This window comes from Massilia sp. 01N410 (assembly GCF_056399665.1).
Map to the genome: position 1 here is coordinate 180,122 of NZ_JBFTRV010000006.1, position 21,438 is coordinate 201,559.

The 21,438-nt window shown below is 67.3% G+C and carries 18 protein-coding genes and 1 tRNA gene; 5 read left to right on the top strand and 14 right to left on the bottom strand.

All coding sequences use genetic code 11. The annotated features are described in order from the left end of the window. Positions 1-26 precede the first annotated feature (26 nt). The 5 genes from AC1DOP_RS10615 to AC1DOP_RS10635 are packed head-to-tail and all read right to left on the bottom strand — an operon-like array spanning position 27 to position 5,392. Entirely contained in the window at positions 27-650 is a 624-nt protein-coding gene (locus AC1DOP_RS10615) for an NADPH-dependent FMN reductase (protein ID WP_442121844.1), read from the bottom strand. 28 nt (positions 651-678) lie between these two features. After that, the gene (locus AC1DOP_RS10620; RefSeq protein ID WP_477251005.1) at positions 679-2,061 is read right to left on the bottom strand and encodes an efflux transporter outer membrane subunit; all 1,383 of its coding nucleotides are present in this window, start codon (positions 2,059-2,061) and stop codon (positions 679-681) included. 8 nt (positions 2,062-2,069) lie between these two features. Further along, on the bottom strand, positions 2,070-3,170 hold the full coding sequence (locus AC1DOP_RS10625) for an HlyD family secretion protein (protein WP_442121846.1): 1,101 nt from the start codon (positions 3,168-3,170) through the stop codon (positions 2,070-2,072). 21 nt (positions 3,171-3,191) lie between these two features. Continuing rightward, a complete protein-coding gene (locus AC1DOP_RS10630) occupies positions 3,192-4,916 on the bottom strand; it encodes an MFS transporter (RefSeq protein ID WP_477251007.1) in 1,725 nt (574 codons plus the stop codon). Continuing rightward, entirely contained in the window at positions 4,913-5,392 is a 480-nt protein-coding gene (locus tag AC1DOP_RS10635; RefSeq protein ID WP_442121848.1) for a MarR family winged helix-turn-helix transcriptional regulator, read from the bottom strand. Before AC1DOP_RS10635 ends, AC1DOP_RS10630 begins: the two co-directional genes overlap by 4 nt. A 193-nt stretch (positions 5,393-5,585) precedes the next feature. Here AC1DOP_RS10635 and AC1DOP_RS10640 point away from each other — a divergent pair, with 193 nt between their 5' ends. Continuing rightward, positions 5,586-6,836 (top strand): dienelactone hydrolase family protein, encoded by a 1,251-nt coding sequence (locus AC1DOP_RS10640; RefSeq protein WP_477251009.1) that lies wholly within the window; start codon positions 5,586-5,588, stop codon positions 6,834-6,836. A gap of 126 nt (positions 6,837-6,962) precedes the next feature. Continuing rightward, positions 6,963-8,165, top strand: coding sequence for an esterase/lipase family protein (locus AC1DOP_RS10645; protein WP_442121850.1), 1,203 nt, complete (start codon positions 6,963-6,965; stop codon positions 8,163-8,165). Positions 8,166-8,193: 28 nt separating this feature from the next. Here AC1DOP_RS10645 and AC1DOP_RS10650 read toward each other — a convergent pair whose 3' ends face one another. Together AC1DOP_RS10650 and AC1DOP_RS10655 are read right to left on the bottom strand one after the other, a co-directional pair. Beyond that, on the bottom strand, positions 8,194-9,117 hold the full coding sequence (locus AC1DOP_RS10650; protein WP_442121851.1) for a pyridoxal-phosphate dependent enzyme: 924 nt from the start codon (positions 9,115-9,117) through the stop codon (positions 8,194-8,196). Between the two features lie 17 nt (positions 9,118-9,134). Beyond that, positions 9,135-11,045: a hybrid sensor histidine kinase/response regulator gene (locus tag AC1DOP_RS10655; RefSeq protein WP_477251012.1), complete on the bottom strand. Its 1,911-nt coding sequence runs from the start codon at positions 11,043-11,045 to the stop codon at positions 9,135-9,137. 235 nt (positions 11,046-11,280) lie between these two features. Between AC1DOP_RS10655 and AC1DOP_RS10660 the strand changes: the two genes are divergently transcribed. Beyond that, positions 11,281-13,545: an ATP-binding protein gene (locus AC1DOP_RS10660; protein ID WP_477251014.1), complete on the top strand. Its 2,265-nt coding sequence runs from the start codon at positions 11,281-11,283 to the stop codon at positions 13,543-13,545. Between the two features lie 28 nt (positions 13,546-13,573). Then, on the top strand, positions 13,574-14,032 hold the full coding sequence (locus AC1DOP_RS10665) for a response regulator (protein ID WP_442121854.1): 459 nt from the start codon (positions 13,574-13,576) through the stop codon (positions 14,030-14,032). Positions 14,033-14,056: 24 nt separating this feature from the next. On the opposite strand, the gene AC1DOP_RS10670 is transcribed toward AC1DOP_RS10665, so the two are convergent. From AC1DOP_RS10670 to AC1DOP_RS10690, 5 genes are all read right to left on the bottom strand, one after another. After that, on the bottom strand, positions 14,057-15,658 hold the full coding sequence (locus AC1DOP_RS10670) for a response regulator (RefSeq protein WP_442121855.1): 1,602 nt from the start codon (positions 15,656-15,658) through the stop codon (positions 14,057-14,059). Positions 15,659-15,802: 144 nt separating this feature from the next. After that, positions 15,803-16,147 carry an HNH endonuclease gene (locus tag AC1DOP_RS10675; RefSeq protein ID WP_442121856.1) on the bottom strand — a complete coding sequence of 115 codons (345 nt, stop codon included), beginning with the start codon at positions 16,145-16,147 and terminating at the stop codon, positions 15,803-15,805. A 70-nt stretch (positions 16,148-16,217) separates the two neighbouring features. Further along, positions 16,218-17,618 carry an MFS transporter gene (locus tag AC1DOP_RS10680; protein WP_442121857.1) on the bottom strand — a complete coding sequence of 467 codons (1,401 nt, stop codon included), beginning with the start codon at positions 17,616-17,618 and terminating at the stop codon, positions 16,218-16,220. 24 nt (positions 17,619-17,642) lie between these two features. Beyond that, on the bottom strand, positions 17,643-18,128 hold the full coding sequence (locus tag AC1DOP_RS10685; RefSeq protein WP_477251018.1) for an SRPBCC family protein: 486 nt from the start codon (positions 18,126-18,128) through the stop codon (positions 17,643-17,645). A 4-nt stretch (positions 18,129-18,132) separates the two neighbouring features. Further along, entirely contained in the window at positions 18,133-19,152 is a 1,020-nt protein-coding gene (locus AC1DOP_RS10690; RefSeq protein WP_477251020.1) for an aldo/keto reductase, read from the bottom strand. 106 nt (positions 19,153-19,258) lie between these two features. On the opposite strand from AC1DOP_RS10690, the gene AC1DOP_RS10695 reads away from it, so the two are divergent. Further along, the gene (locus tag AC1DOP_RS10695) at positions 19,259-20,143 is read left to right on the top strand and encodes a LysR substrate-binding domain-containing protein (protein ID WP_477251022.1); all 885 of its coding nucleotides are present in this window, start codon (positions 19,259-19,261) and stop codon (positions 20,141-20,143) included. Between the two features lie 42 nt (positions 20,144-20,185). Here the strand turns inward: AC1DOP_RS10695 and AC1DOP_RS10700 are convergent. Both AC1DOP_RS10700 and AC1DOP_RS10705 read right to left on the bottom strand, forming a co-directional pair. Continuing rightward, a tRNA-Asn gene (locus tag AC1DOP_RS10700) sits at positions 20,186-20,261 on the bottom strand. Between the two features lie 13 nt (positions 20,262-20,274). Then, complete coding sequence (locus AC1DOP_RS10705) at positions 20,275-21,405, bottom strand: acyl-CoA dehydrogenase family protein (RefSeq protein ID WP_477251023.1); 1,131 nt, start codon at positions 21,403-21,405, stop codon at positions 20,275-20,277. Positions 21,406-21,438 lie beyond the last annotated feature (33 nt).

Consider the following 21,438-nt stretch of genomic DNA (forward strand, 5'->3'; position numbering starts at 1 on the left):
GTACTCTCCGCCCGGCGGACGAAACATCAAAAACTGCCGCCCACCCGCTCCCCGCGCGGCGGCATATTGTCCGGCTCCGGCACCGGGGGATCGTCCTTGCGCAGGGGCTTGAGCGCCCCGCTCCACCGCACCACCTGGTCGAGCATGGTCTCGACCGCGCGCTCGTGGTGCTCGGCCGGGTTGAAGGTGGTGAAATTCTCGAAGTCGGTGAACAGCGACAGCATCACCTGGGCGCGCACGTCGGCCACCATCAGCTCGCCCATCACCAGGCGCAGGTTCTCGATCGCGCGCGCGCCGCCCGCGCTGCCGTAGCCGACGAAGCCGGCCGCCTTGTTGTTCCACTCCTTGTACAGGTAGTCGATGGCGTTCTTCAGCGCGCCGGACGTCCCATGGTTGTACTCCGGCGTGACGAACACGAAGCCGTCGAACCCGGCGATCTTCGCCGCCCAGGCCTTCGTATGCGGCTGCGAATACTGGCCCATCGACGGCGGCACCGGCTCGTCCAGCAGCGGCAGGCCGAAGTCCGCGATGTCGACCAGTTCGAAGGCGGCGTCGCCGCGCGCGGCCGCGCATTCCATCACCCAGCGCGCCACGTCGGGCGCCTTGCGTCCGGGGCGGGTGCTGCCCACGATGATTCCCACATTGATCATGCTCCCCTCCATCCATGCGATTGGTGATTCATGGTGCCACGCGCCAGCCTCCCCCCAGCGCCCGGTACAGGTCCACGTGCGCCGCCAGCCAGCTGGCGCGCAACTGCAGCACGGCGGTTTCGGCGCTGAAGGCGTTGCGCTGGGCGTCCAGCTCTTCCAGGTAGGAGGAGTAGCCGTTGCGGTAGCGGTTGTGGGCGATGCGCAGGGCCTCGGCGGTGGCAACCCGGCGCGCCTCGGTCTGGTCGAGCTGCTCGCGCAGGCGCTGCACGGCCGTCAGCGCATTCTCGGTCTCGGCGAAGGCGTTGCGCACCACCGATTCGTAGGCGAACACGGCGCGGTCGCGCAGCGAGGCCGAGATCTCGGCCTGGGCGCGCAGGCGGCCGGCGTCGAACAGCGGCGCCAGCACGCTGCCGCCCACGCTCCACAAGGTGGTGCCGGCGCCCAGCAGGTCGGGCAGCGTGTGCGCATAGCCGCCGACCGATGCCGTCAGGCGCAGCGAGGGCAGCATCTGGTCGCGGGCGGCGGCCAGGCTGGCGTCGGCGGCGGCGATGGCCGCTTCCGCCTGGGCGATGTCGGGCCGGCGGCGCAGCAGTTCGGACGGCAGGCCCGGCGCGATGCCCGGCGCCCGCAGCGCGACCAGGCCGGCGCCGCGCGCCACCGGTCCCGGATTGGCGCCGGCCAGCAGGGCCAGGGCATTCTCCTGCTGGGTGATCGAGCGTTCCAGCTGGGGCACCACGGCGGCCGTGGCGCGGTACTCGGCCTCGGCCTGGGACAGTTCCAGGCGCGAGCTGTAGCCGACCTCGAACTGACGCTTCGCCAGCGCCAGCGACTGCTCGCGCGAGGCCAGGGTCTGGCGCGCCAGCGCCAGCTGGGCATCCAGGCCGCGCAGGTTCAGGTAGCCGGACGCGGTGCTGGCCGCCACCGACAGCGCGGTCGCCTCGGCCGCCGCCTGCTGGGCCGCGTAATCGAAGCGCGCCGCCCGGGTCGCGGCCTCCAGCCGGCCCCAGGGATCGATCTCGTAGGCCGCCTGCACGTTGCCGGTGACGCTGGTGGTTTCGATCGGCGTGCCGAAGGGGCCGATGCTGCGCGCCCGGGTCGGCCCCACGCTGACGGACAGGTTCGGGGCCAGGGCCGAGCGCGCCACCTGGATGCGGGCCTGGTATTCCTGCAGGCGCGAGCGCGCGCTGCGGAGGTCGCCGTTGCGCGCCAGCGCCTGGGCCACCAGGGCGTCCAGCGCCGGGTCGCCGAAGGCCCGCCACCATTCCTGCTCGACGGCGGCGTTCGGCCCCACCTGCAGGGGCGTGCGCCAGGCCGCCGGCACTTCCAGCGAGGACGCCGGCCGGTCCTGCACCTGGATGCGGCAGCCGGCCAGCAGCAGGATCGCCGCGCCGAAGGCGAACGATGCACGCACGGCCCGCCTCATCGCTGCTGCCCTTTCGGCGCGGCGGCGGGGGCACCGGTATCGATGCTGGCCACCACCGACATGCCAGGCCGCAGGCGCGCCGCCAGTTCCTGGTTGGGGTCGATGCTGATCCGCACCGGGATGCGCTGGGCGATCTTGACGAAGTTGCCGGTCGCGTTGTCCGGCGTGATCACCGAGAACTCGGAGCCGGTGGCCGGCGAGATCTGCTCGACGTGGCCGCGCATCTTCGCGTGGTTGAGGGCGTCGACGGTGAAGCTGACAGGCTGGCCCAGGCGCACGTCGGCCATCTGCGTTTCCTTCATGTTGGCCACCACCCACATGGTCTGCGGCACCAGGGCGGTCAATTGGGCGCCGGCGTTGACGAAGGCGCCCAGGCGCACCGTCACCTGGCCCAGCTGGCCGTCGCGCGGCGCCAGGATGCGGGTGTTGGCGAGGTCGATCTCGGCCAGGCGCACGGCCGCCTCGGCGTTGGCCACCGCCGCTTCCAGCGAGGCGCGGTTGACGTCCACGGTCTTGAGGCTCTGGCGCGAGATCTCGAGCGCGGCGCGCGATTGCGCGGTCTGCGCCACCGCCTGGGCGTGGGCGGCGCGGGCGGCGTCGCGCTCGCGCGCCGACAGCGAACCGTCGGCGGCCAGTTCCTCGACCCGGCGCAGGTCGGCCTGGGCGCGCTGGGCCTGGGCCGCCGCATTCGCCACCGCCGCCTGGTTCTGGGAGATGGTGGCGCGCGCGCTCTGCTGGCTCTGGGCGAAGTTGGCGAGCGCCGCGCGCTGGGTCGCCAGCTGGGCGCGCGCCTGCTCCAGGCGCTGGTTGTAGATGCGGTCGTCGATGCGCATCAGGAGCTGGCCCTGGCGCACATGCTGGAAGTCCTGGACGTCGACCTCGACGATGTAGCCGGACAGCTGCGGGCTGATGATGGTCACCTGCCCGCGCACGGTGGCGTTCTCGGTACTCTGGATGGTGCTGCGGAAGGGCGGCAGGTCCCAGGCGTACAGGACGATGAGGACGCCGATCAGGGCGATCAGCGCGAACACGGCGCCGCTGGCGATCACGTGGCGGTTCGATTTGTCCTGGGAAGCGTTGGTAGTGGTCTCGGCCATATTGTCGTCGTATTCAAAGGATCAGGTCGGGCGGATGGTGCCGTCGGCGGTCGGCTCGGGCGGTTCGCCGGCGGCGTTGGCGATCGGCGAGTCGGTCACCGTCTCGGGGGCGGACGACGGCGGCGGCGCCGCGGCGGGCGGCGCCACATAGGTCAGCCACAGCGCGCGTCCGAAGATCCAGGCCGCCAGCAACGCGGCGAGGATGGAGATCGCCAGGAACACGTCGTTGTAGGCGAGGATGTTGGCTTCGCGGGTGACGGTCTGGCCCAGCACCGCAATGCCCTGCCGCGTGCGCGAGGACGGATCGGCCAGCACCCGTCCATAGGCCGCCGCGCCCTGCTGGATGCGGGCCGCCACCAGCGGGTCGAGGCTGCTGAGCTCATCGGCCAGGTTCGAGGAGTGGAATTTTTCGCGCATCACCTGCCAGGTGCCGAGCAGCGAGGAACCGAGCAGGCCGCCGAGGTTCTGGGTCAGGCCGAACAGCACCGAGAAGGTGATCAGGTTGGCCGGATTCGTGATCACCGTACCCAGCAGGGTGAGCAGCAGCGGCCCGAGGAAGAACACGCCGCCGAAGGCCAGCAGGCCCTGGCTGACGTACATCTCTTCGGGGCGTGTCAGGCTGGTCGCGTGCGAGTCGATCCAGGCCCCCATGGCCATGATCAGGAGGGCAACCACCTGGGGCGCCATCAGGTGCCTGGGGTTGTAGACCAGGGCCGACATGGCGATGCCGAGCAGGGTGCAGACCAGCACCACCAGGAACAGGGTCTGCAGCTGGTCGTTGTTCAGGCCGACCATGCGCAGGAAGCCGACCGCGCCGATGCTCTGCTCGGACAGCACCACGCGCACCAGCACCATCGCGATGAACAGGCGCGCGATCATGCCGTTGGTCAGCCAGCGCAGGTTCAGCAGCGGATTCTTGCGGTTGTGCTCGACGGCGACGGCCGCCAGCAGCAGGACCACCGACACGGCGAGCGCCACGCCGACCCAGGGCTCCTGGGTCCACCACAGCACCCGGCCGAAGGTCAGGACCGCGCACAGCAGCGCCATGCCGGGTGCGAACAGCGCGAAGGTGAGAAAGTCGGTCGGGCGGAAGGCCCGGAAGCGGTCGCCCGGCGGCAGCTTGAGCCACAGCACGGCGCCCAGGGTCACCAGGGTCAGGCCCAGCTCGAACAAATAGAGGCCGCGCCATTCGGCCACTTCCAGCAGCCGGGTCGAGAACAGGTAGGCGATCGGCTGCGCCAGCTGCGAGATGCCGGTCGAGATGATGATGCCTCGCGGCCGCCACTCCTTCTTGAATGACTGCAGGGTGTAGTACAGGCCCAGGGTGGACAGCGCGGCGCCCACCATGCCGTGCGCCGCCCGCACCGCGATCGCCGAACCGAGGTCGTTCACGAACAGGTGGGCGAAGGTCACCAGCGCGTACAGCACCAGGAAGAATTCGGTGAAGGCGCGCAGGCCGAACTGCTGGCGGAACTTCACCAGCAGCAGGTTCATCGAGACATTCGTCATGACATAGGCGGTCGGCAGCCAGTTGGTCTCGGCGGCAAAGGCGCCCAGCGCGCCCTGCAGGTTGACCAGGTTGACCGTCACCAGCGCATTACCGAGACCGCCGGTCAGGCTGACCAGGCTGCCGACCAGGAAATAGGCGATGCGGCGCGGCGTGGAATGCCTGGGGAAGGATGGGCCGCCAGGCATGGTCGGCCGTTCGTCCGGGTGCCATTCGCGCGGCGCATATTTATCGCTCATGCACTCTCCAGCACCTGCTGCCACTGCTCGAGCACGTTCACGGCCATCGCCACTTCACCGGGGTTGAGATGCGCCAGTGCCTCGCGCCGCATGGCATCGGCGTGCTCCCTGAGCTTGTCCTCCATCTCCCGGCCCTCCTGCGTGAGCACGACCAGCTTGACCCGCCGGTCCTGCTGGCTCGGGACCCGCTCGATCAGGCCGGCGGCGGTCAAGCGGTCGATGGTCGTCACGAGGGTGGCGCCATCGACGCCGAGCTGCTGCGCCAGGGCCGTCTGCGAGGGTCCTGGTGCCTCATGCTCGCCGACGCCACGCCGAAGCTCCGCCAGCGCGGCGATGGCGCTCCAGCCGGCCACCGTCAGACCGTAAGGCTTCAACTGGCGTTCCAGCGCCTTGTTCCATGCGCGTCCACCGCCTTGCAGGGCCTGGGTGAACAATTCGCCAAGGCGGTCATTGAGCCGTTCATCGAAAGTAACCATGGGGCCACCCAATCGTTGGACATTCTAATTATCTGCCTGTTCTGACAAATCTGGCCACACACAAAGATTTAATGCGCGAATTGGTTATTCGGATATTGCTCTGAGAAATTACAGTGCTTAGAATCAATTTATTCCCCTAAGCAATTGGTTCTTGCCGGATGCATCCGTAAGGCCGCTGTTCCCAGAGTCTTCCATGTTTAGAGTACGCGCTTCTGTTCGCCACCTTACGTCCGCACTGATCATCGGGCTGGCCATGCTGCCGGGCTTTTCCGTCGAGCAGGAGTTGCAACTCGACTACCGGATCAACGAGCACATCATCCTGATCCCGGCCGGCAAGAATCATCAGGCGCGCCTGGAAACGACGGTGTTCTCGCCGAACGGCCCGGGCCCCTTCCCGCTGATCATCATCAACCACGGCAAGGATCCGGGGCACCCGAACCTGCAGCCGCGCGACCGCTTCTATCACATGGCCCATGCCTTCGTTGCCCGCGGCTACGCGGTGATGGTGCCGATGCGCCAGGGCTTCGCCAACTCGACCGGCCGCTACCGCGACCGCGGCTGCGACATGACGGCCAACGGCTACATCCAGGCCGAGGACATCATGGACACCCTGGCATACGCCCGCGAGCAGAAATGGATCGACGCCGACCGCATCGTGGTGGCCGGGCAGTCCTACGGCGGCCTCGCGACCATGGCGCTGGGCACCCGGGAACTGCCGGGCGTGCGCGGCCTGATCAATTTTGCCGGCGGCCTGCGCGACGACAGCAACGGTTGCGGCTGGCGCTCGGCCCTGGTCTCGGCCTTTGCCGAATACGGTTCGCAGAACAAGATTCCGAGCCTGTGGATGTACGGCCAGAACGATTCGCTGTTCGGCCCGGAACTGGTGGCGCGCATGCACGACGCCTTCGAACAGGCCGGCGGCAAGGCCCAGCTGGTCGAGTACGCGGCGTTCAAGCGCGATGCGCACGGCATGCTGGCCAGCCGCGACGGCGAGAAAGTCTGGCTGGCCGACACCATGCAGTTCCTGGAGCGCGTCGGCATGCCGACCAAGGTGGTCTACAAGGTGCCCGAGCCACCGATGCCGCAAGCAACCAATTTCGCAAAGATCGAGGACGTCGAGGCCGTGCCTTTCCTCAGCGAGAACGGCAAGCGCGCCTATGCCGAATACCTGACCAAGATGACCCCGCGCGCCTTCGCGGTGTCGCCGAGCGGCGCCTGGTGCTGGGCCGAGGAAGGCGAAGCGCCGGAAGCGCGCGCCCTTGCCACCTGCTCGGCCAAGAGCGACAAGCCGTGCCGCCTGTATTCCGTCGACGAGCACGTGGTGTGGAATCCGGACCTGGCCGAGAAGGCCGCGGTCACGGCATCGAATACGCCGGTGCCGGCGCCCGCGGCCGATTCGGCGGGTACTGCGCAGATGGGTGGTACCGCGGTTGTAGCGAATTAAGTGCAAACGTCGTGCCCGCCTTCGCGGGGACGACGTTTGAGGGCGCAGGCCGACGTTTGGTACCGCGCAAACCCCCTACCCAATACCAATTCGACAATGTAGCGTCCGCCACCAAGGGAGAGCTACATGCCGTCGTTTAACACAACAAGCACCCGAGCGCTGCTGGCCCTGGCCTGCCTGCTGGGCAGTGCAACGGCCGGGGCCGCCAACAACCATCCTGTCGTACTGGTGCACGGCTTCCTCGGCTTCGGGCCGGATACCTTTCCCTTCAGTCGCTTCCTGTACTGGGGCGGCTACCACGACATCGCGGCCCGCATGCAGCGCTACAAGGGGCCGCATGCGGTCTACACGGCCGGCGTCGGCGCGATCAGTTCGAACTGGGACCGCGCCGCCGAACTGTACGCCCAGATCAAGGGCGGCTGCGTCGACTACGGCGCCACCCACGTCGCCCGCCACGGCTATCCCGGCCAGCCGCAAAAGCCGGCCGGCAAGTGCTGGGCCGCCGATCCGGACAACAATCCGCACGATTATCCCCTCGCCTTCTATCCACAATGGGATGCGGCGCACCCGGTCCACCTGATCGGCCACAGCCAGGGCGGCACCACGATCCGCGCCCTGGTACAGCTACTGGAACACGGTTCGCCCGACGGCGACGAAGGCGGCGGCGAGCTTTACCGTGGCGGCAAGGCCGGCTGGGTGTCGAGCGCGGTGACGATCTCGGCGCCGCACAACGGCACCACCCTGCGCGACGCCGTGCTGGACGTCCTGCCGAATTTACGCAGTCCGCTGCGCGACATCCTCGACAGCCGCCTGGCGCACTGGGAGCTGGCGCCGGACGGCGCGCGCGAATTCAACCGCTGGGCGCAGACCTCTCCCTCGGTCTACTGGTTTTCGCTGGGGACGCGGGCGACGGTGGCGGGCGCCTGGTGCTGCAACGGCAGCGACCGCGTGCTGGCACCGATCCAGAGCAGCCGGTTCCAGTATCCACGCGACGACATGATCCCCTATTTCAAGCTGTTCGCGGGCGAGTTCATCGCGGGTTCGCTGGCGCAGCCGGGCATGGGTTCCTATACCCAGTCGGCGCCCGGGAGAGTGCGGATCGACGGCAGCTGGTTCGCCAGCGACGGCGTGGTCAACACGGTGAGCATGCGCGCGCCCGCCGGCCATCCGGTGCGCGACTACGACGGCCGGGCCGTGCGCGGCAGCTGGAACTACCTCGGCACCTACGACGGCTACGACCACTTCGACATCCTGAACTGGCCTAACCCGGGACCGTCGGCCGATCCGGTCTACGACCGCATCTGCGACATTATTTTCGGCCTGGAATAAGGTAGGGTGGGCACGCCGTGCCCACGATTCAGGCAGCCAGCTCGCGGCCCCAGCGCTGCAGCTGTTCGACGGTGGCCGTGACGCCGCCGCACACGACCACCAGCACGCGCTCGTAAGCAGCGAGCCTCTCGCCGGCGCGATAGGCCAGCGCCAGCGAGGCGCCGCAGGCCGGTTCCACCACGACGCGATGGTCGTCCATGAAGCGCAGGCAGGCCTCGACGGCCTCGCGGTCGCTCACCACCACCGGCTCGACCGGACGGCGGCGCGCCAGTTCGAAAGCCTGTTCCGACACCTTGCGCGCGCCCAGCGAGGTGGCGATGCTGGTGATGGCCGGCAGTTCGATGCGCTCTCCGGCCCGCAGCGAGCGCGCATGGGAATCGGCGCCTTCGGTCTCGACGGCAATGACCGGCACCGCATCCCAGCCATGGCGCCGCAAACCTTCGGCCACGCCGCACAGCAGGCCGCCGCCGCCGACCGACAGCACCACCGCATCGGGAATCAGGCCGGCGCGCGCCACCTCGTCGATCATGCTCGCGTGGCCCTCCCACAGCAGCGGGTCGTCGAAGGGGTGGATGAAGGCGTCGGTGGCGCCCAGCATCGCTTGCGCCAGCGCGTTCGCTTCCTGGAAGGAGGCGCCATGGACGACGATTTCGGCGCCCTCGCGCGCGATCAGCTCGCGCGCCCTGGCGCTGGCCGTCTCCGGTACCACCACGGTCACCGGCAGGCCGAGCCGGCGTCCGGCGTGGGCGGCGGCGATGCCGGCATTCCCGCCCGAGGACGAGACGAAGCGCCGCGCCCCGCGCAGCGCGTACTGCTCGCAGGCGTGGCCGATGCCGCGCAGCTTGAACGAGCCGGAAGGCTGCAGCGCCTCCATCTTCAGCCACACCGACTGGCCGGGCCGGGTGGCCATGGCGCCCGAGGGCAGCAGCGGCGTCTCGACATGCAGGACCATCGTCGCGCCCGCTCCGCCTACATCGCCGTGCGCAGGGTGCGCGCCAGGTCGGACAGCCGGTAGGGCTTGTTGACGAAGGCGAACTCGTTCAGGTCCTGGCCATGGCGCTGCTTCAGCGCCGGCAGCGGATAGCCGGAGGCCAGCATGATCTTGGTGCCGGGATAATGGGTGCGCGTGTAGCTGGCCAGCTCGAGGCCGTCCATCCCGTTCGGCATGACGACGTCGGTGAACAGGATGTCGACATCGAGCTGCTCCATCATGTCGATCGCCTCGCGGCCGCTGGATGCCGTCACCACGTCGTAGCCCATGCTGGTGAACAGCGAGGCGGCGACATCCATCAGGTCCGGCTCGTCCTCGACGATCAGCACGCGCTCGACATGCGCACGCTTGTCCTCGTGGGCCTCGGACACCACCGCCGGCAGGTAGATCGAGATCGTGGTGCCCTCGCCCTGCTTGCTCTCGATGACCACGTCGCCGTCCGACTGCTTGATGAAGCCGTAGACCTGGGACAGGCCCAGGCCGGTGCCCTTGCCCACTTCCTTGGTCGTGAAGAAGGGTTCGAAGGCGCGCCTCACCACGTCGGGCGGCATGCCGGTGCCGGTATCGCTGACCGAGATCCGCACATAGTCGCCGGCCGGCAGGCTGCCCCCCTCGTGGTGGCCGAGCGTCACGTTGCGGGTCGCGATGACGATGCGGCCGCCTTCCGGCATGGCGTCGCGCGCGTTCACCACCAGGTTCAGCAGGGCCGACTCGAGGCGCGCGCTGTCGATCACCGCGCTGTGTGCGTTGCGGTCGAGGTCGACCTCGAACTCGATGCCGGCATTGACGGCGCGCCGCAGCACGGATTCGAAGCCGGTGACGATGCGGTTCAGGTTGCGGGTCTCGGCCTGCAGCGGCTGCTGGCGCGCGAAGGCGAGCAGCTGCTGGGTCAGGCGCGCGCCGCGGTCCACCGCGCGCCGCATGCTCTCGATGGTGCGGGTGTCGCTGCCCTCGCCGCGCTGCATCGCCAGCACTTCCAGGCCGCTCGACAGCACCGACAACAGGTTGTTGAAGTCGTGCGCGACGCCGCCGGTGAGCTGGCCGATCGACTCCATCTTCTGCGCCTGGTACAGCGCGGCGTTGGCGGCTTCCAGCGCGTCGGCGATGCGCTTCTTCTCGGTCAGGTCGCGGGTGATCTTGGCAAAACCCACCAGCTTGCCTTCGTCGTCGTGGATGGCGTCGATGATCACGTGGGCCCAGAAGCGGGTGCCGTCCTTGCGCACCCGCCAGCCCTCGGCCTCGAAGCGCCCCGTCTCGGCGGCGGTCGACAGCGCCTGTTTCGGCACGCCGGCGTTGTGGTCCTCGGCCGTGTAGAAGCGCGAGAAGTGGCTGCCGACGATCTCGTCCTGGGTATAGCCCTTGATCCGCTCGGCGCCCGAATTCCAGTTGGTGACCGTTCCTTCCGGCGACAGCATGTAGATCGCATAGTCGGTCACGCCCTGCACCAGCAGGCGGAAGCGCTGCTCGCTCTCGCGCAGCCTGTCCTCGGCCTCCTTGCGCTCGGTGACGTCGCGGGTTACCTTGGCAAAGCCGAGCAGGACCCCTTCCTCGTTGTAGATGGGGTCGATGACCACGTGGGCCCAGAAGCGGCTGCCATCCTTGCGCACGCGCCAGCCTTCGGATTCGAACTTGCCCTGCTCGAGCGCGGTCTTCAGCGCGCGCGCCGGCAGACCGGATTCCCGGTCTGCCTCGGTGTAGAAGCGCGAGAAATGCTGGCCGAGGATCTCCTGCGCCACATAGCCCTTGAAGCGGTTCGCGCCCGCGTTCCAGCTGCTCACGTGCCCTTGCGGGTCGAGCATGTAGATCGCGTAGTCGTTGATACCGGAAATCAGGTACTGATAGCGCCGCTCATCCGACAAGATTTTCTTTTCCTGCATGTGTTCGCTCATGGCTTGCCACTCGTGTCAGAGGCACAAATTCATTGATCCAAATCCACTTCATGATACACCCAGCCTGTTCGCCCAGCCCGCACGCGTAACAAGGGATTTCACAATTCTGCATTAGTCATACCGTTGTCTTATCGCCGCATGGGCAACATTGCCAGAATACCTAAAGAAGGGTACCGCACGGCATTCAATGTAAAATGGCGGAGTTGAAATTTAAGTTTTACATCATCCCACGTACATGAATCCGGCCTCTTCCGCCCCCGTACTCGACCTGTCGGCCTGCGACAGGGAGCCGATTCGCACACCCGGGAGCATCCAGCCCCACGGCTTCATGCTGACCCTGTCCGACGGCCTGGAAATCCTGCAGGCCAGCGCCAACCTGGGCGACTGGACCGGTTTCGGCGTCCAGGAAGCCGTCGGCCGCCCGCTCGCCGAGGTGACCGGCGAAGCGGCCGCCCTCCGCCTGGCGCCGGAACTGACGGAAAATCTGGGCTCGCGTCCCTATTACGTGGGCACGGTCACGATCGGCAATGGCCGCCATTTCGACGTGCTCGGGCACCGCTGGGACGAGCTGACCATCCTCGAGTTCGAACCGACCGAACGCGCCGCCACGGCCGATTTCCGCCACCTGTATTCGCTGATCGGCGACTTCCTGCAGAAAGTGAACAGTGCCGAGTGCGTGGAATCGCTGGCCCGGCTGGCCTGCCACCACGTGCGCTCGGTGACGGGTTTCGGCCGCGTGATGGTGTACAAATTCGACCGCGACGGCCACGGTCACGTGATGGCGGAGGCTAGGCAGGAAGACTACGCTTCCTACCTGGGCCAGCATTTCCCGGCCTCCGACATCCCGGTCCAGGCGCGCCAGCTGTACGCGCTGTCGCCGATCCGCCTGATCCAGGACGCCAACTACACGCCGGCGCCGCTGGTCCCGGCCATGAATCCGGTCACCGGCAAGCCGAACGACCTGTCGTTCGCGGTGCTGCGCAGCGTCTCGCCGGTGCACCTGCAGTACATGCGAAACATGCGCACGCTGGCCTCGATGTCGGTGTCGCTGATGGTCAAGGGCAAGCTGTGGGGCCTGATCTCCTGCCACAACGAGGGGCCGTCCCCGGTACCCTTCGAGCAGCGCACCGCCTGCGAGCAGCTGGGCCAGCTGCTCGCGCTGTGCATCGAATCGCGCGAAGATGCCCACGAGCTGCAGTTCCGCCTGGACCTGCGCCGCATCATGGTGTCGATGCTGGCCGGCCTGACCCAGGGCAGCGATTTCATCGAGAACCTGTCGAGCGTCTTCCCCGAGCTGCTGCGCTTCGCGCGCGCCACCGGCGTCGCGGTCGTGGTCGACGAGCGCGTGCTGACCTATGGCGACACGCCCGAGCAGGACGATATCCTGGGCCTGGTCGACTGGCTGGCCGTGCACGGCCACGGCGACACCTACCACACCGACAACTTATCGTCGGCCTGGCCCGAGGCGGCAAAAATGGTGCGCAACGCCAGCGGCCTGCTGGCGATGCCGATCTCGCGCATCCACAAGCATTACCTGCTGTGGTTTCGCGCCGAATACGTGCACACGATCGAATGGGCCGGCAACCCGCACGACAAGCTCGTGCAGGCGGCGGCCGGCGGCCCGGCCGCCGGCACTCCGCTGCAGCTGTCGCCGCGCACCAGCTTCCAGGCCTGGCGCGAGACCATCCACGGCACCAGCATGCCCTGGCATGGCGGCGAGATCGAACTGGCGCTGGAATTCCGCACCGCCCTGCTGGGCATCGCCCTCGAGCGCGCCGAGCAGATGGCCGAACTGGCCGAGGAGCTGACCCGTTCCAACAAGGAGCTGGAAGCCTTCTCCTATTCGGTCTCGCACGACCTGCGCGCGCCGCTGCGCCACATCGTCGGCTTCGCCGACCTCCTGATCGAATCGGCCGGCAGCGAGAACGGCGAACAGCGCCAGCGCTTCCTCAAGAACATCAAGGAGGCGGCGCGCATGGCCGGCAAGCTGGTCGACGACCTGCTGTCCTTCTCGCAGATGGGCCGCGCCTCGCTGCGCCCGACCACGGTCGACATGAACGACCTGGTGGCCGCCTGCATCGACAAGCTGGCGCTGGAAACGCGCGGCCGCAACCTCGAATGGGACATCGCCCCGCTGCCGGCGGCCTACGCCGACCCGACCTTCCTGCACCTGGCGATGCTCAACCTGCTGTCGAACGCCGTGAAGTTCACCGGGAAGAAGGACCCGGCCATCATCCGCGTCAGTGCCGAAGACACGCCCGGCGAGACGATCTTCCATGTGGCCGACAACGGCGCCGGCTTCAACATGGAATACGCGCACAAGCTGTTCGGCGTGTTCCAGCGCCTGCACCGCATGGAAGATTTCCAGGGTACCGGCATCGGCCTGGCCAATGTGCGCCGCATCGTCGAGCGGCACAATGGCCGGGTGTGGGCCAATTCCGTACAGGGCGAAGGCGCGACCTTCTCCTTTGCCATTCCAAAACATGTTTCAAGCAACTGAATTTACTGAAAGAGTCCTCAAGGAACGCATGCTCAAACCCATCCTGCTCGTCGAAGACAATCCGAACGACCTGGAACTCACGCTGATTGCACTGTCCAAGAGCCAGCTCGCCAACCAGGTGATTGTCGTGCGCGACGGCGCCGAGGCCCTCGACTACCTGCACCGCCGCGGCGAACACGCGCAGCGTACCGCCGGCAACCCTGCCGTGGTGCTGCTCGACCTCAAGCTGCCGAAGGTCGACGGCCTCGAGGTGCTGAAGGAAATCCGCACCACCGACGGCCTGAAGCCGCTGCCGGTGGTGATGCTGACCTCGTCGAAGGAAGAACAGGACCTGGTGCGCAGCTACGAGCTGGGCGTGAACGCCTATGTGGTCAAGCCGGTCGATTTCACGGAGTTCGTGCGCGCGATCGCCGACCTCGGGATCTTCTGGGCGGTGCTGAACGAACCGCCGCCGGGTTCGCAGAAATACATCAAGCCGAATAAATGAACGGGGCCACGCATGACAAAGGCGTCAGCTTGCCCGGCGCCGCAGCAGATGACGGATACGCGCACTCAGCGCATCCGGATGATAGGGTTTCTGCAGCAGGTTGACGCTCGCATCCAGCTTGCCCTCGTGCGCCAGCACGCCTTCCGCATATCCCGAGGTATATAACATCTGCGCCTGCGGCAGCCGGGCGCGCACCGCGTCCCCCAGCTGCAGGCTGCTGACAGGTCCCGGCATGATGACGTCGCTGAACACCAGGTCGATCTGCTCGCCGCTTTCCACGATCGCCTTGGCCACCGCCGCATCCGGCGCCTCCAGCACCCGGTAGCCGAGCGCCGACAGGATGCCGCAGGTGGCGCTGCGCACGTCTTCCTCGTCCTCGACCACCAGGATCGTTTCCGGCCCGCCCAGCAGGGGCGCAGCCGCCACGTCCTCGAACATGGCTGGCGCCGCTTCGCTGCGCGGCAGCCAGATGCGCACGCTGGTGCCCTTGCCCGGCTCGCTCTGCAGCACGATCTCGCCGCCCGACTGCTTCACGAAACCATAGGCCATCGACAGGCCCAGCCCCGTGCCCTGCCCGGTCGGCTTGGTGGTGAAGAAGGGTTCGAAGGCGCGTTCCAGCACGTCCGGCGCCATGCCCTTGCCGGTGTCAAGGATCTCGATCATCACGTAATGCCCGGCCGCCAGCGACGGCGGCAAGTCGCTGTCCGGCCCCGCATTGGCGGCGCGGATCGTCAGCGTGCCGCTGCCGCCCATGGCGTCGCGCGCATTGATGGCCAGGTTCAGCAGCACGTTGTTGAGCTGGTTGGGGTCGACCAGGGTGCTGCCCAGCCGGTGCTCGATCTCGGTGACCACGCGCGCACGCGGGCCGAGCACGCGCCGCATCATGTCGTCCATCTCGCGCAGCAGGTGGCCCGGATCGATCACCACCGCCTGCAGCGGCTGGCGGCGGGCGAAGGCCAGCAGGTGGGAGGACAGCTTGGCGCCGCGCTCGACCCCGGCCAGCGCCATGTCGACGCGCGCCTTGCCGGCATCGTTCAGGTTGCCGACCAGTTTCAGCAGCTGCAGGTTGCCGCCGACGATCTGCAGCACGTTGTTGAAGTCGTGGGCCACGCCGCCCGTCAGCTGGCCGATCGCCTCCATCTTCTGGGCCTGGAACAGGGCCGACTGGCTGGCCGCCAGCTGCTCCTGGCTGTGGCGCAGCGAGACGAAGGCGGCGTCGCGCTGGCGGCGCGCGACGAAGGCGTCGCTGTGGTAGCGCACCCGCGCCACCAGTTCGCGCGGATCCGGCCACTTCACCAGGTAGTCGTTGGCGCCGACCGCGAAGGCCTTGGCCTTGATGTCCGGATCATCTTCCGAGGACAGCACGATCACGGGAATGTGTTCGGTGTCCTTGTCGGCGCGAAGGCGCCGCGTGACTTCCAGGCCGTCGATCTCCGGCATGCGCAGGTCGACCAGCACCACCGTCGCCCCGATCTCGCGCGCCAGTTCGACCGCCATCTCCGGCCGGCTCGCGAAGCGCAGGGTATGCGGCGCACAGCCTTTCAGGCCATGCGAGATGATGTCTTCGGCAAAGGGTTCGTCGTCGATGAGGAGGACGGAGCAGGCGCTGGATTCGTCTCGGGTCATTGCAACTGCGGTAAGGTGGGCAAAATGTGACGCGAATTGCAAAATAGTAAGCTTTAATTTTACACCAGGCACGCTGATGGCGACGTCCATGCAGCAGGGATACCCGACTATTTATGCCGATGTTGCCATATAGCCATTAGCTGCTTATCTTCTTCCCTGCTTCTTGTTGGCCGTGAAGGTGCGGGTGTAGAAGCCGGGCGGCTTGTTCGCGACCCAGCCGATGAAGGAGCGGATGTCTTCGTGGCCCTTCAGTGCATCCCAGGTGTGATAGGCGCGCAGCAGTTCGCGTTCGGAAAAGATCGAGTGGATCTTGCGGTGGCAGATTTTGTGGATCGGAAACTGTTCCCTGCCCTTCAGGGACTTGGGAACGAGGTGGTGCCGGTCGATGTTCTCGACGCCCAGCGGCCGGCCGCACAGCGGGCACAGTGCCTCGCCCTCGGGCTCCGGGGAGGTGTCAAGGGTGTCGGGAATGCGGGAACGGCGCGCCATGCCCTTCATATCGAGGCGTGCACCGCCGTTTAAAGAGTCGGGTCGGGCAATGCCCGGCACGACGAGCGCATTAACGCGCTGGCGCAGCCACCACCAGCCGCGAAAAACTGGCGATGCTGGCCGCCGCCGCAAACACCGCCGCAATGGCGATCGCATACCAGGTGCCGCGCAGGTGGAACACGGTCAGGCAGAAGGCCACCAGCGCGGCGCCTGTCGATTGCCCGATCAGGCGCGCGGTCGCCACCATGCCGCTGGCGCTGCCGCTGCGCGAGGGCGGCGCGCTGGCCATGATCGCCTTCACGTTGGGCGCCTGGAAGAAGCCGAATCCGACGCCGCACACGGCCATGCGCCAGCCGATGTCGAAGGCCGAAGGCGAAGCCGGCATGCCCAGCAGCAGGGCCAGGCCGGCCGCCAGGATCATCAGGCCGACGCCGCCCAGCAGGCCCGGCGAATAACGGTCGCTGAGGCGCCCCGCCACCGGCGCCATGATGCCGACCATCACCGGCCAGGGCGTCAGCAGGAAGCCGGTCTCCACCGGCGTGCGGCCGAGCTGGCTCTCGAAGTAGAACGGCAGCGCGACGAAGGCCAGCGCCTGCGCCGCGAAGGTGCAGATCGCGGTCAGCGTGGACAGGGTGAACAGCGGCAGGCGGAACAGGTCCACCGGCAGCAGCGGCGCCGGGTGGCCCTTCTGGCGGCGGATCAGCAGGAAGAAGAAGAACAATGCGATCACGGTCTCCGGCAACAGGGTGCGCATGCCGACGCGGTGGGCCGCATCGCCCAGCGCCAGGATGGCCATGCCGAAGGCGGCGACGTTGTACAGGCCGGCCACGCCGTCGACCTTGTGGCTGGCGCGCGGCGATTCCGGCAAGGCTTTACGGGCCAGGAAGAAGCCGAGCACGCCGGGGAGGACGTTGATCCCGAACAGCCATTCCCAGGACGAGACGCTGAGGATGATCGATGCCAGGCTGGGGCCGATGGCAAAGCCGATCGCCACCACCAGCGCATTGTTGCCGAAGCCGCGTCCATGCAGCTTGGCCGGATAGACGGTGCGGATCAGCGCCGAGTTCACGCCCATCAGGGCGCTCGCGCCCAGGCCCTGGAACAGGCGCCCGGCGATCAGGACCGGCAGCGACCAGGCCAGCGCGCAGGCCAGCGAAGCGGCGGTGAAGATGACCATGCCCGCGATATAGACCCGCTTGTAGCCGATGGTCTCGCCCAGCGCCGCCACCGGCAGCAGGGTTGCGACCATGGCCAGCTGGTAGGCATTCACGATCCACACCGAATCCGCCGGGCTGGCGTGCAGCTGCTGGGCCATGGCCGGCAGCGCCGTGTTGGCGATGGCGGTATCGAGCGCGGACATGCCGACGCCGAGCGACAGGACGATCACGGCCCAGATGAGCTGGGCGCCGGAAAGACCGTCCTGCGGCGCCGCGGTCTTGTCGTAAGCATTTGTATTTACTGCGCTTTTCATGACCGGTCCGCGACAAAAGACCGATTATAAAAGGCTTGAGCAAGGTCTGCTGGAGAGGGCCTGGCTTGCCGATGAATTTACCGGCCCATCGGCGTCCTGGCGCAACAACTTCTCCTTCAAGGCTGCCAGCCCGTCCATATAGATGCCGAAAAACAGCTGCGTGGCTTCCTGTTCGCTGGCCCCTGCCGGCGTAAAGCTGCCCGACCACTCGACCACGGCCGCCGACTCGCCTGCCGGCCTGACCCGCAGCGTCGAGTAATACCCGGTGACCGGGAAAGGCGCCTTCAGGATCGAATAACTGTAGCTGCGCTCCTTGTCGTTGAAGGCTTCCAGCCTTTCGACGATGGCGTCGCCGGCCGGGTTGGCGAGCGTGCGCACGCGCCCGCCTTCGCTCCACTCGCTCCGCGGAATATAGGGCAGCCAGTCGGGCAGCGCGTCGAAGCCGCCGATCAGTTGCCACACGCGTTGCGCGGACACCGGAAGTTCGATGCTTGCGATGGTATTGGCCATGTTCTTACTCCTTCGAATCGCCGGGCAGCGGCGCATCGGCCGAGACCAGCTTCTGTTCACGCATCTCCTGCCAGAAGGCGGCAGGCACTTTTTCGTTCAGCGCGGCATGGTCTTCCATGATGCGCTGCGGACGGCTGGCGCCGGGAATGACCGCGGCGACGGCCGGATTGGCGAGGGCGAACTGCAGGGCCGCCGCCTTGACGCTGACGCCGTGGCCTTGCGCGATCGCCTTGATCCGCTCCACCTTCGCGATGATGTCCGGCGAGGCTTTCTGGTACTCGAAGTGGGTGCCACCCGCCAGGATGCCCGAGCTGTATGGACCGCCGACCACGATATCGACCTTGCGCGCGGCCGCGGCCGGCATCACGCGCTGCAGCGCGCGCTCATGATCGAGCAGGGTGTAGCGGCCGGCCAGCAGCATCACATCCGGTGCCGGTTCGTTCAGGTCCAGGATCAGTTCGACCGGCTCGACCCGATTCACGCCGAGACCCCAGCCCTTGATGACGCCTTCGTCGCGCAGGCGGTCCAGCACGCGGAAGGCCCCTAGACGCGCGGTCTCGAACCGGGCCAGCCATTCGTCGCCGTAGAAGTCCTGCGCCACGTCGTGGATGAAGACCAGGTCCAGGCGGTCGGTCTTCAGGCGCTTCAGGCTGTCCTCGATCGAGCGCAGCGTGGCGTCGGCGCCATAGTCGTTGACGATCCTGTTGGGGCGGCCGTGCTGGAACACACCGCCCTTCTCGCCGAGCTGGCGGGCAGCCGGGTCTTCCACCTCGTCGAGGATCACGCGGCCCACCTTGGTGCTCAGCACATAATCGTCGCGCTTGTGGCCGACCAGGGCTTCGCCGAGACGAATCTCGGACAGGCCGGCGCCATACAGCGGCGCGGTGTCGAAGTAGCGGACGCCCTGCTCCCAGGCCGCGTCCACCGTCGCCAGCGCCTCGGCGTCGGGGATGTTGCGGAACATATTGCCCAGCGGTGCGGCGCCGAAGCCCAGTTTGCTTTTCAGTTTGTGACGGATGCTCATGTCGGTTTCCTTTTGGGATGATGAAGTAAGTGAAGGCAAGTGTAGGTTGACGACATAAGACTGTCCAAGACATAATTTGCATCACTTAAGTCTCAAAAGGTCTTATATGTTGGACATACGCCAACTTCAGTATTTCGTCACCGTCGCCGAGGAAGAGCACGTGGGACGGGCCGCCGAAAAGCTTCACATCTCGCAATCGCCGCTGAGCCGGCAGATCGCCCAGCTCGAAGAAAAGCTGGGCCTGACGCTGTTCGAGCGCAGCCAGCAGCGCATCCGCCTCACGCGCGACGGCCGCACCTTCCTGACCGAGGTGCAGGCTTTTCTCACTCACGCCAACCGCCTGGAGTCCCTGGCCAAACGACTGGGGCGCGGCGACGAGGGCGGCCTGTGCATCGGCTACATCGAGAACGCCATGCACGCCGGCGTGCTGCCGGCCGGCCTGCGCACCCTGCGCGCCAGCCGGCCCTCGGTACACGTCGCGCTGTACAGCCAGCCCCCATCGGAGCAGCTGGAAGGGCTGCGCCAGCGCAGCCTGGACATCGCCCTGGTCTGCGATCCGCCCCCGGCCGACGATCCGGACCTGGAATCCGCGCAGGTGCTCAGCGATCCGATGATCCTGGCCTTGCCGGATTGCCACCCCCTGTGCGCAGTGAAGGAATTGAAGCCGGAAGACCTGAACGGCCAGGACTGGATCGCCGTGCACCACCGCGAGACGGGCACGCATCATCAAGACTTCGTCGCCGCCTGCGTGCGCTCCGGCTTCACGCCCAACATCAAGATGGAAGCGAGCGAACCGACGACGGCAATGGGACTCGTGGCGGCAAACCTGGGCATCGCAATCGTGCAGCAGGGCCTGCGCCACCAGGCGCCGCCGGGGGTGACCTTGCGCGAGCTGCCCTGGTTCAGTCACCGCGCCCCGCTGTGGGTAGTGTGGCACCGCATCAACCTGCGTCCGCTGGTGGCCAGCTTCCGCGAGATCCTGCAGGCGTAAACGGAAAAGGCCTCGTGCTTGCACACGAGGCCTTTCGTATTCTGGCTCCCCGACCTGGACTCGAACCAGGGACCTGCGGATTAACAGTCCGTCGCTCTACCGACTGAGCTATCAGGGAATTGAGGCTCGCATTATAGCGGTTCAGTTGCCGTTTGACCAGTGCTCGTGCACGGGGTCAGCAGGGCGTGCTGGGACGCGGTGTGAAAATCGCGCCAGACCCGGTTGACGGGCGTGTCCTCGCGCGCCGCGTACAGGCCGCAATATGGGTAGAGCGCATCGACCGCGCGGCGCGATGCGTTCACCCATTCCATCGACAGCGCCTGCATCTGCGCGGCCTCCTCAATGCCGACCGGCGCGCCTCCCACGACCTGGTCCCAGGTCGCATCCAGCCGCGCGTAGAAGCGCTCGCGCACGGCGTCGAGCGAAGCACGGGTCGAGTCCAGCAGCGCACGCACGGCCGGCACCTCGATCAGGGGCTCGCCCTGCCCGCCGAAGCGGTTGCGGCGGTGGGCGATGCATTCCTGCGCCAGCTCGACGAAGTGATGCGCCATGCCGGCCACGTTGGCCGCCAGCGTGACGAAGGCAAAGGGAAGAAACGGGAAACGGTACAGCGGGCCTTGTGCGCAAGCCCTGGCCGGGTCGATCCCGAAACCGTGGTCGGCGTGGATCCATTGCCCGGCCATGCGATAGGCGTGCGAGGCGGTGGCGCGCAGGCCGATGCTGCGCCAGCGCGGCACGATCTCGACCAGCGCGGCCGGCACCACGAAGGCCTGGATGCGCGGATTGCCGGCGGCGTCCAGCAGCGGCTCGCCCTGCTCGCGCAGAACCGCGTTGAAGGTGAAGTGGGTGGCCATCGGCGCGCCGCTGGCGTAGTCCCACAGGCCGTCGATGCGCCAGCCCGCTTCTCCTCCCCGGCTTTCGCGGTCGGCGTAGCCGGTCGGTGCGCCGCTGCCGGCCAGGCAGACCTGCGGCGTCGCCAGGATCCCGGCTGCGAGGCGCGGCGACAGGAAGCCGGCAAACCAGCCGGCGCCGGCGCACAGGGTCACGGTCCAGCCCATGCTGCCGTCGACGCGGGCGATCGCCTCTTCCAGCCGCACCACCTCCGGCAGCGGCAGCTCGGCGCCGCCGACCGCGCGCGGGGCCAGCATGCGAAGCCAGCCGCGTTCGTGGATCAGGGTTTGCTGTTGCGGGCGCAGCCAGCCTTCGGCATCGGCCCGGGCGGCGTGTTCGGCAATTACGGCGGCATCGTTCAAGGAAATCATCGGCGTGACCTCGAAAAGCAAAAAGGCCGCTTC

What these genes read in the sequence shown, in the direction of transcription:
- AC1DOP_RS10640 (WP_477251009.1), top strand. Translation starts at nt 5,586, where the DNA reads ATGTTTAGAGTACGCGCTTCTGTTCGCCACCTTACGTCCGCACTGATC.
- AC1DOP_RS10695 (WP_477251022.1), top strand. Translation starts at nt 19,259, where the DNA reads ATGTTGGACATACGCCAACTTCAGTATTTCGTCACCGTCGCCGAGGAA.
- AC1DOP_RS10665 (WP_442121854.1), top strand. Translation starts at nt 13,574, where the DNA reads ATGCTCAAACCCATCCTGCTCGTCGAAGACAATCCGAACGACCTGGAA.
- AC1DOP_RS10630 (WP_477251007.1), bottom strand. Translation starts at nt 4,916, where the DNA reads ATGAGCGATAAATATGCGCCGCGCGAATGGCACCCGGACGAACGGCCG.
- AC1DOP_RS10650 (WP_442121851.1), bottom strand. Translation starts at nt 9,117, where the DNA reads ATGGTCCTGCATGTCGAGACGCCGCTGCTGCCCTCGGGCGCCATGGCC.
- AC1DOP_RS10615 (WP_442121844.1), bottom strand. Translation starts at nt 650, where the DNA reads ATGATCAATGTGGGAATCATCGTGGGCAGCACCCGCCCCGGACGCAAG.
- AC1DOP_RS10705 (WP_477251023.1), bottom strand. Translation starts at nt 21,405, where the DNA reads ATGATTTCCTTGAACGATGCCGCCGTAATTGCCGAACACGCCGCCCGG.
- AC1DOP_RS10670 (WP_442121855.1), bottom strand. Translation starts at nt 15,658, where the DNA reads ATGACCCGAGACGAATCCAGCGCCTGCTCCGTCCTCCTCATCGACGAC.
- AC1DOP_RS10660 (WP_477251014.1), top strand. Translation starts at nt 11,281, where the DNA reads ATGAATCCGGCCTCTTCCGCCCCCGTACTCGACCTGTCGGCCTGCGAC.
- AC1DOP_RS10645 (WP_442121850.1), top strand. Translation starts at nt 6,963, where the DNA reads ATGCCGTCGTTTAACACAACAAGCACCCGAGCGCTGCTGGCCCTGGCC.
- AC1DOP_RS10625 (WP_442121846.1), bottom strand. Translation starts at nt 3,170, where the DNA reads ATGGCCGAGACCACTACCAACGCTTCCCAGGACAAATCGAACCGCCAC.
- AC1DOP_RS10655 (WP_477251012.1), bottom strand. Translation starts at nt 11,045, where the DNA reads ATGAGCGAACACATGCAGGAAAAGAAAATCTTGTCGGATGAGCGGCGC.
- AC1DOP_RS10675 (WP_442121856.1), bottom strand. Translation starts at nt 16,147, where the DNA reads ATGGCGCGCCGTTCCCGCATTCCCGACACCCTTGACACCTCCCCGGAG.
- AC1DOP_RS10680 (WP_442121857.1), bottom strand. Translation starts at nt 17,618, where the DNA reads ATGAAAAGCGCAGTAAATACAAATGCTTACGACAAGACCGCGGCGCCG.
- AC1DOP_RS10635 (WP_442121848.1), bottom strand. Translation starts at nt 5,392, where the DNA reads ATGGTTACTTTCGATGAACGGCTCAATGACCGCCTTGGCGAATTGTTC.
- AC1DOP_RS10690 (WP_477251020.1), bottom strand. Translation starts at nt 19,152, where the DNA reads ATGAGCATCCGTCACAAACTGAAAAGCAAACTGGGCTTCGGCGCCGCA.
- AC1DOP_RS10685 (WP_477251018.1), bottom strand. Translation starts at nt 18,128, where the DNA reads ATGGCCAATACCATCGCAAGCATCGAACTTCCGGTGTCCGCGCAACGC.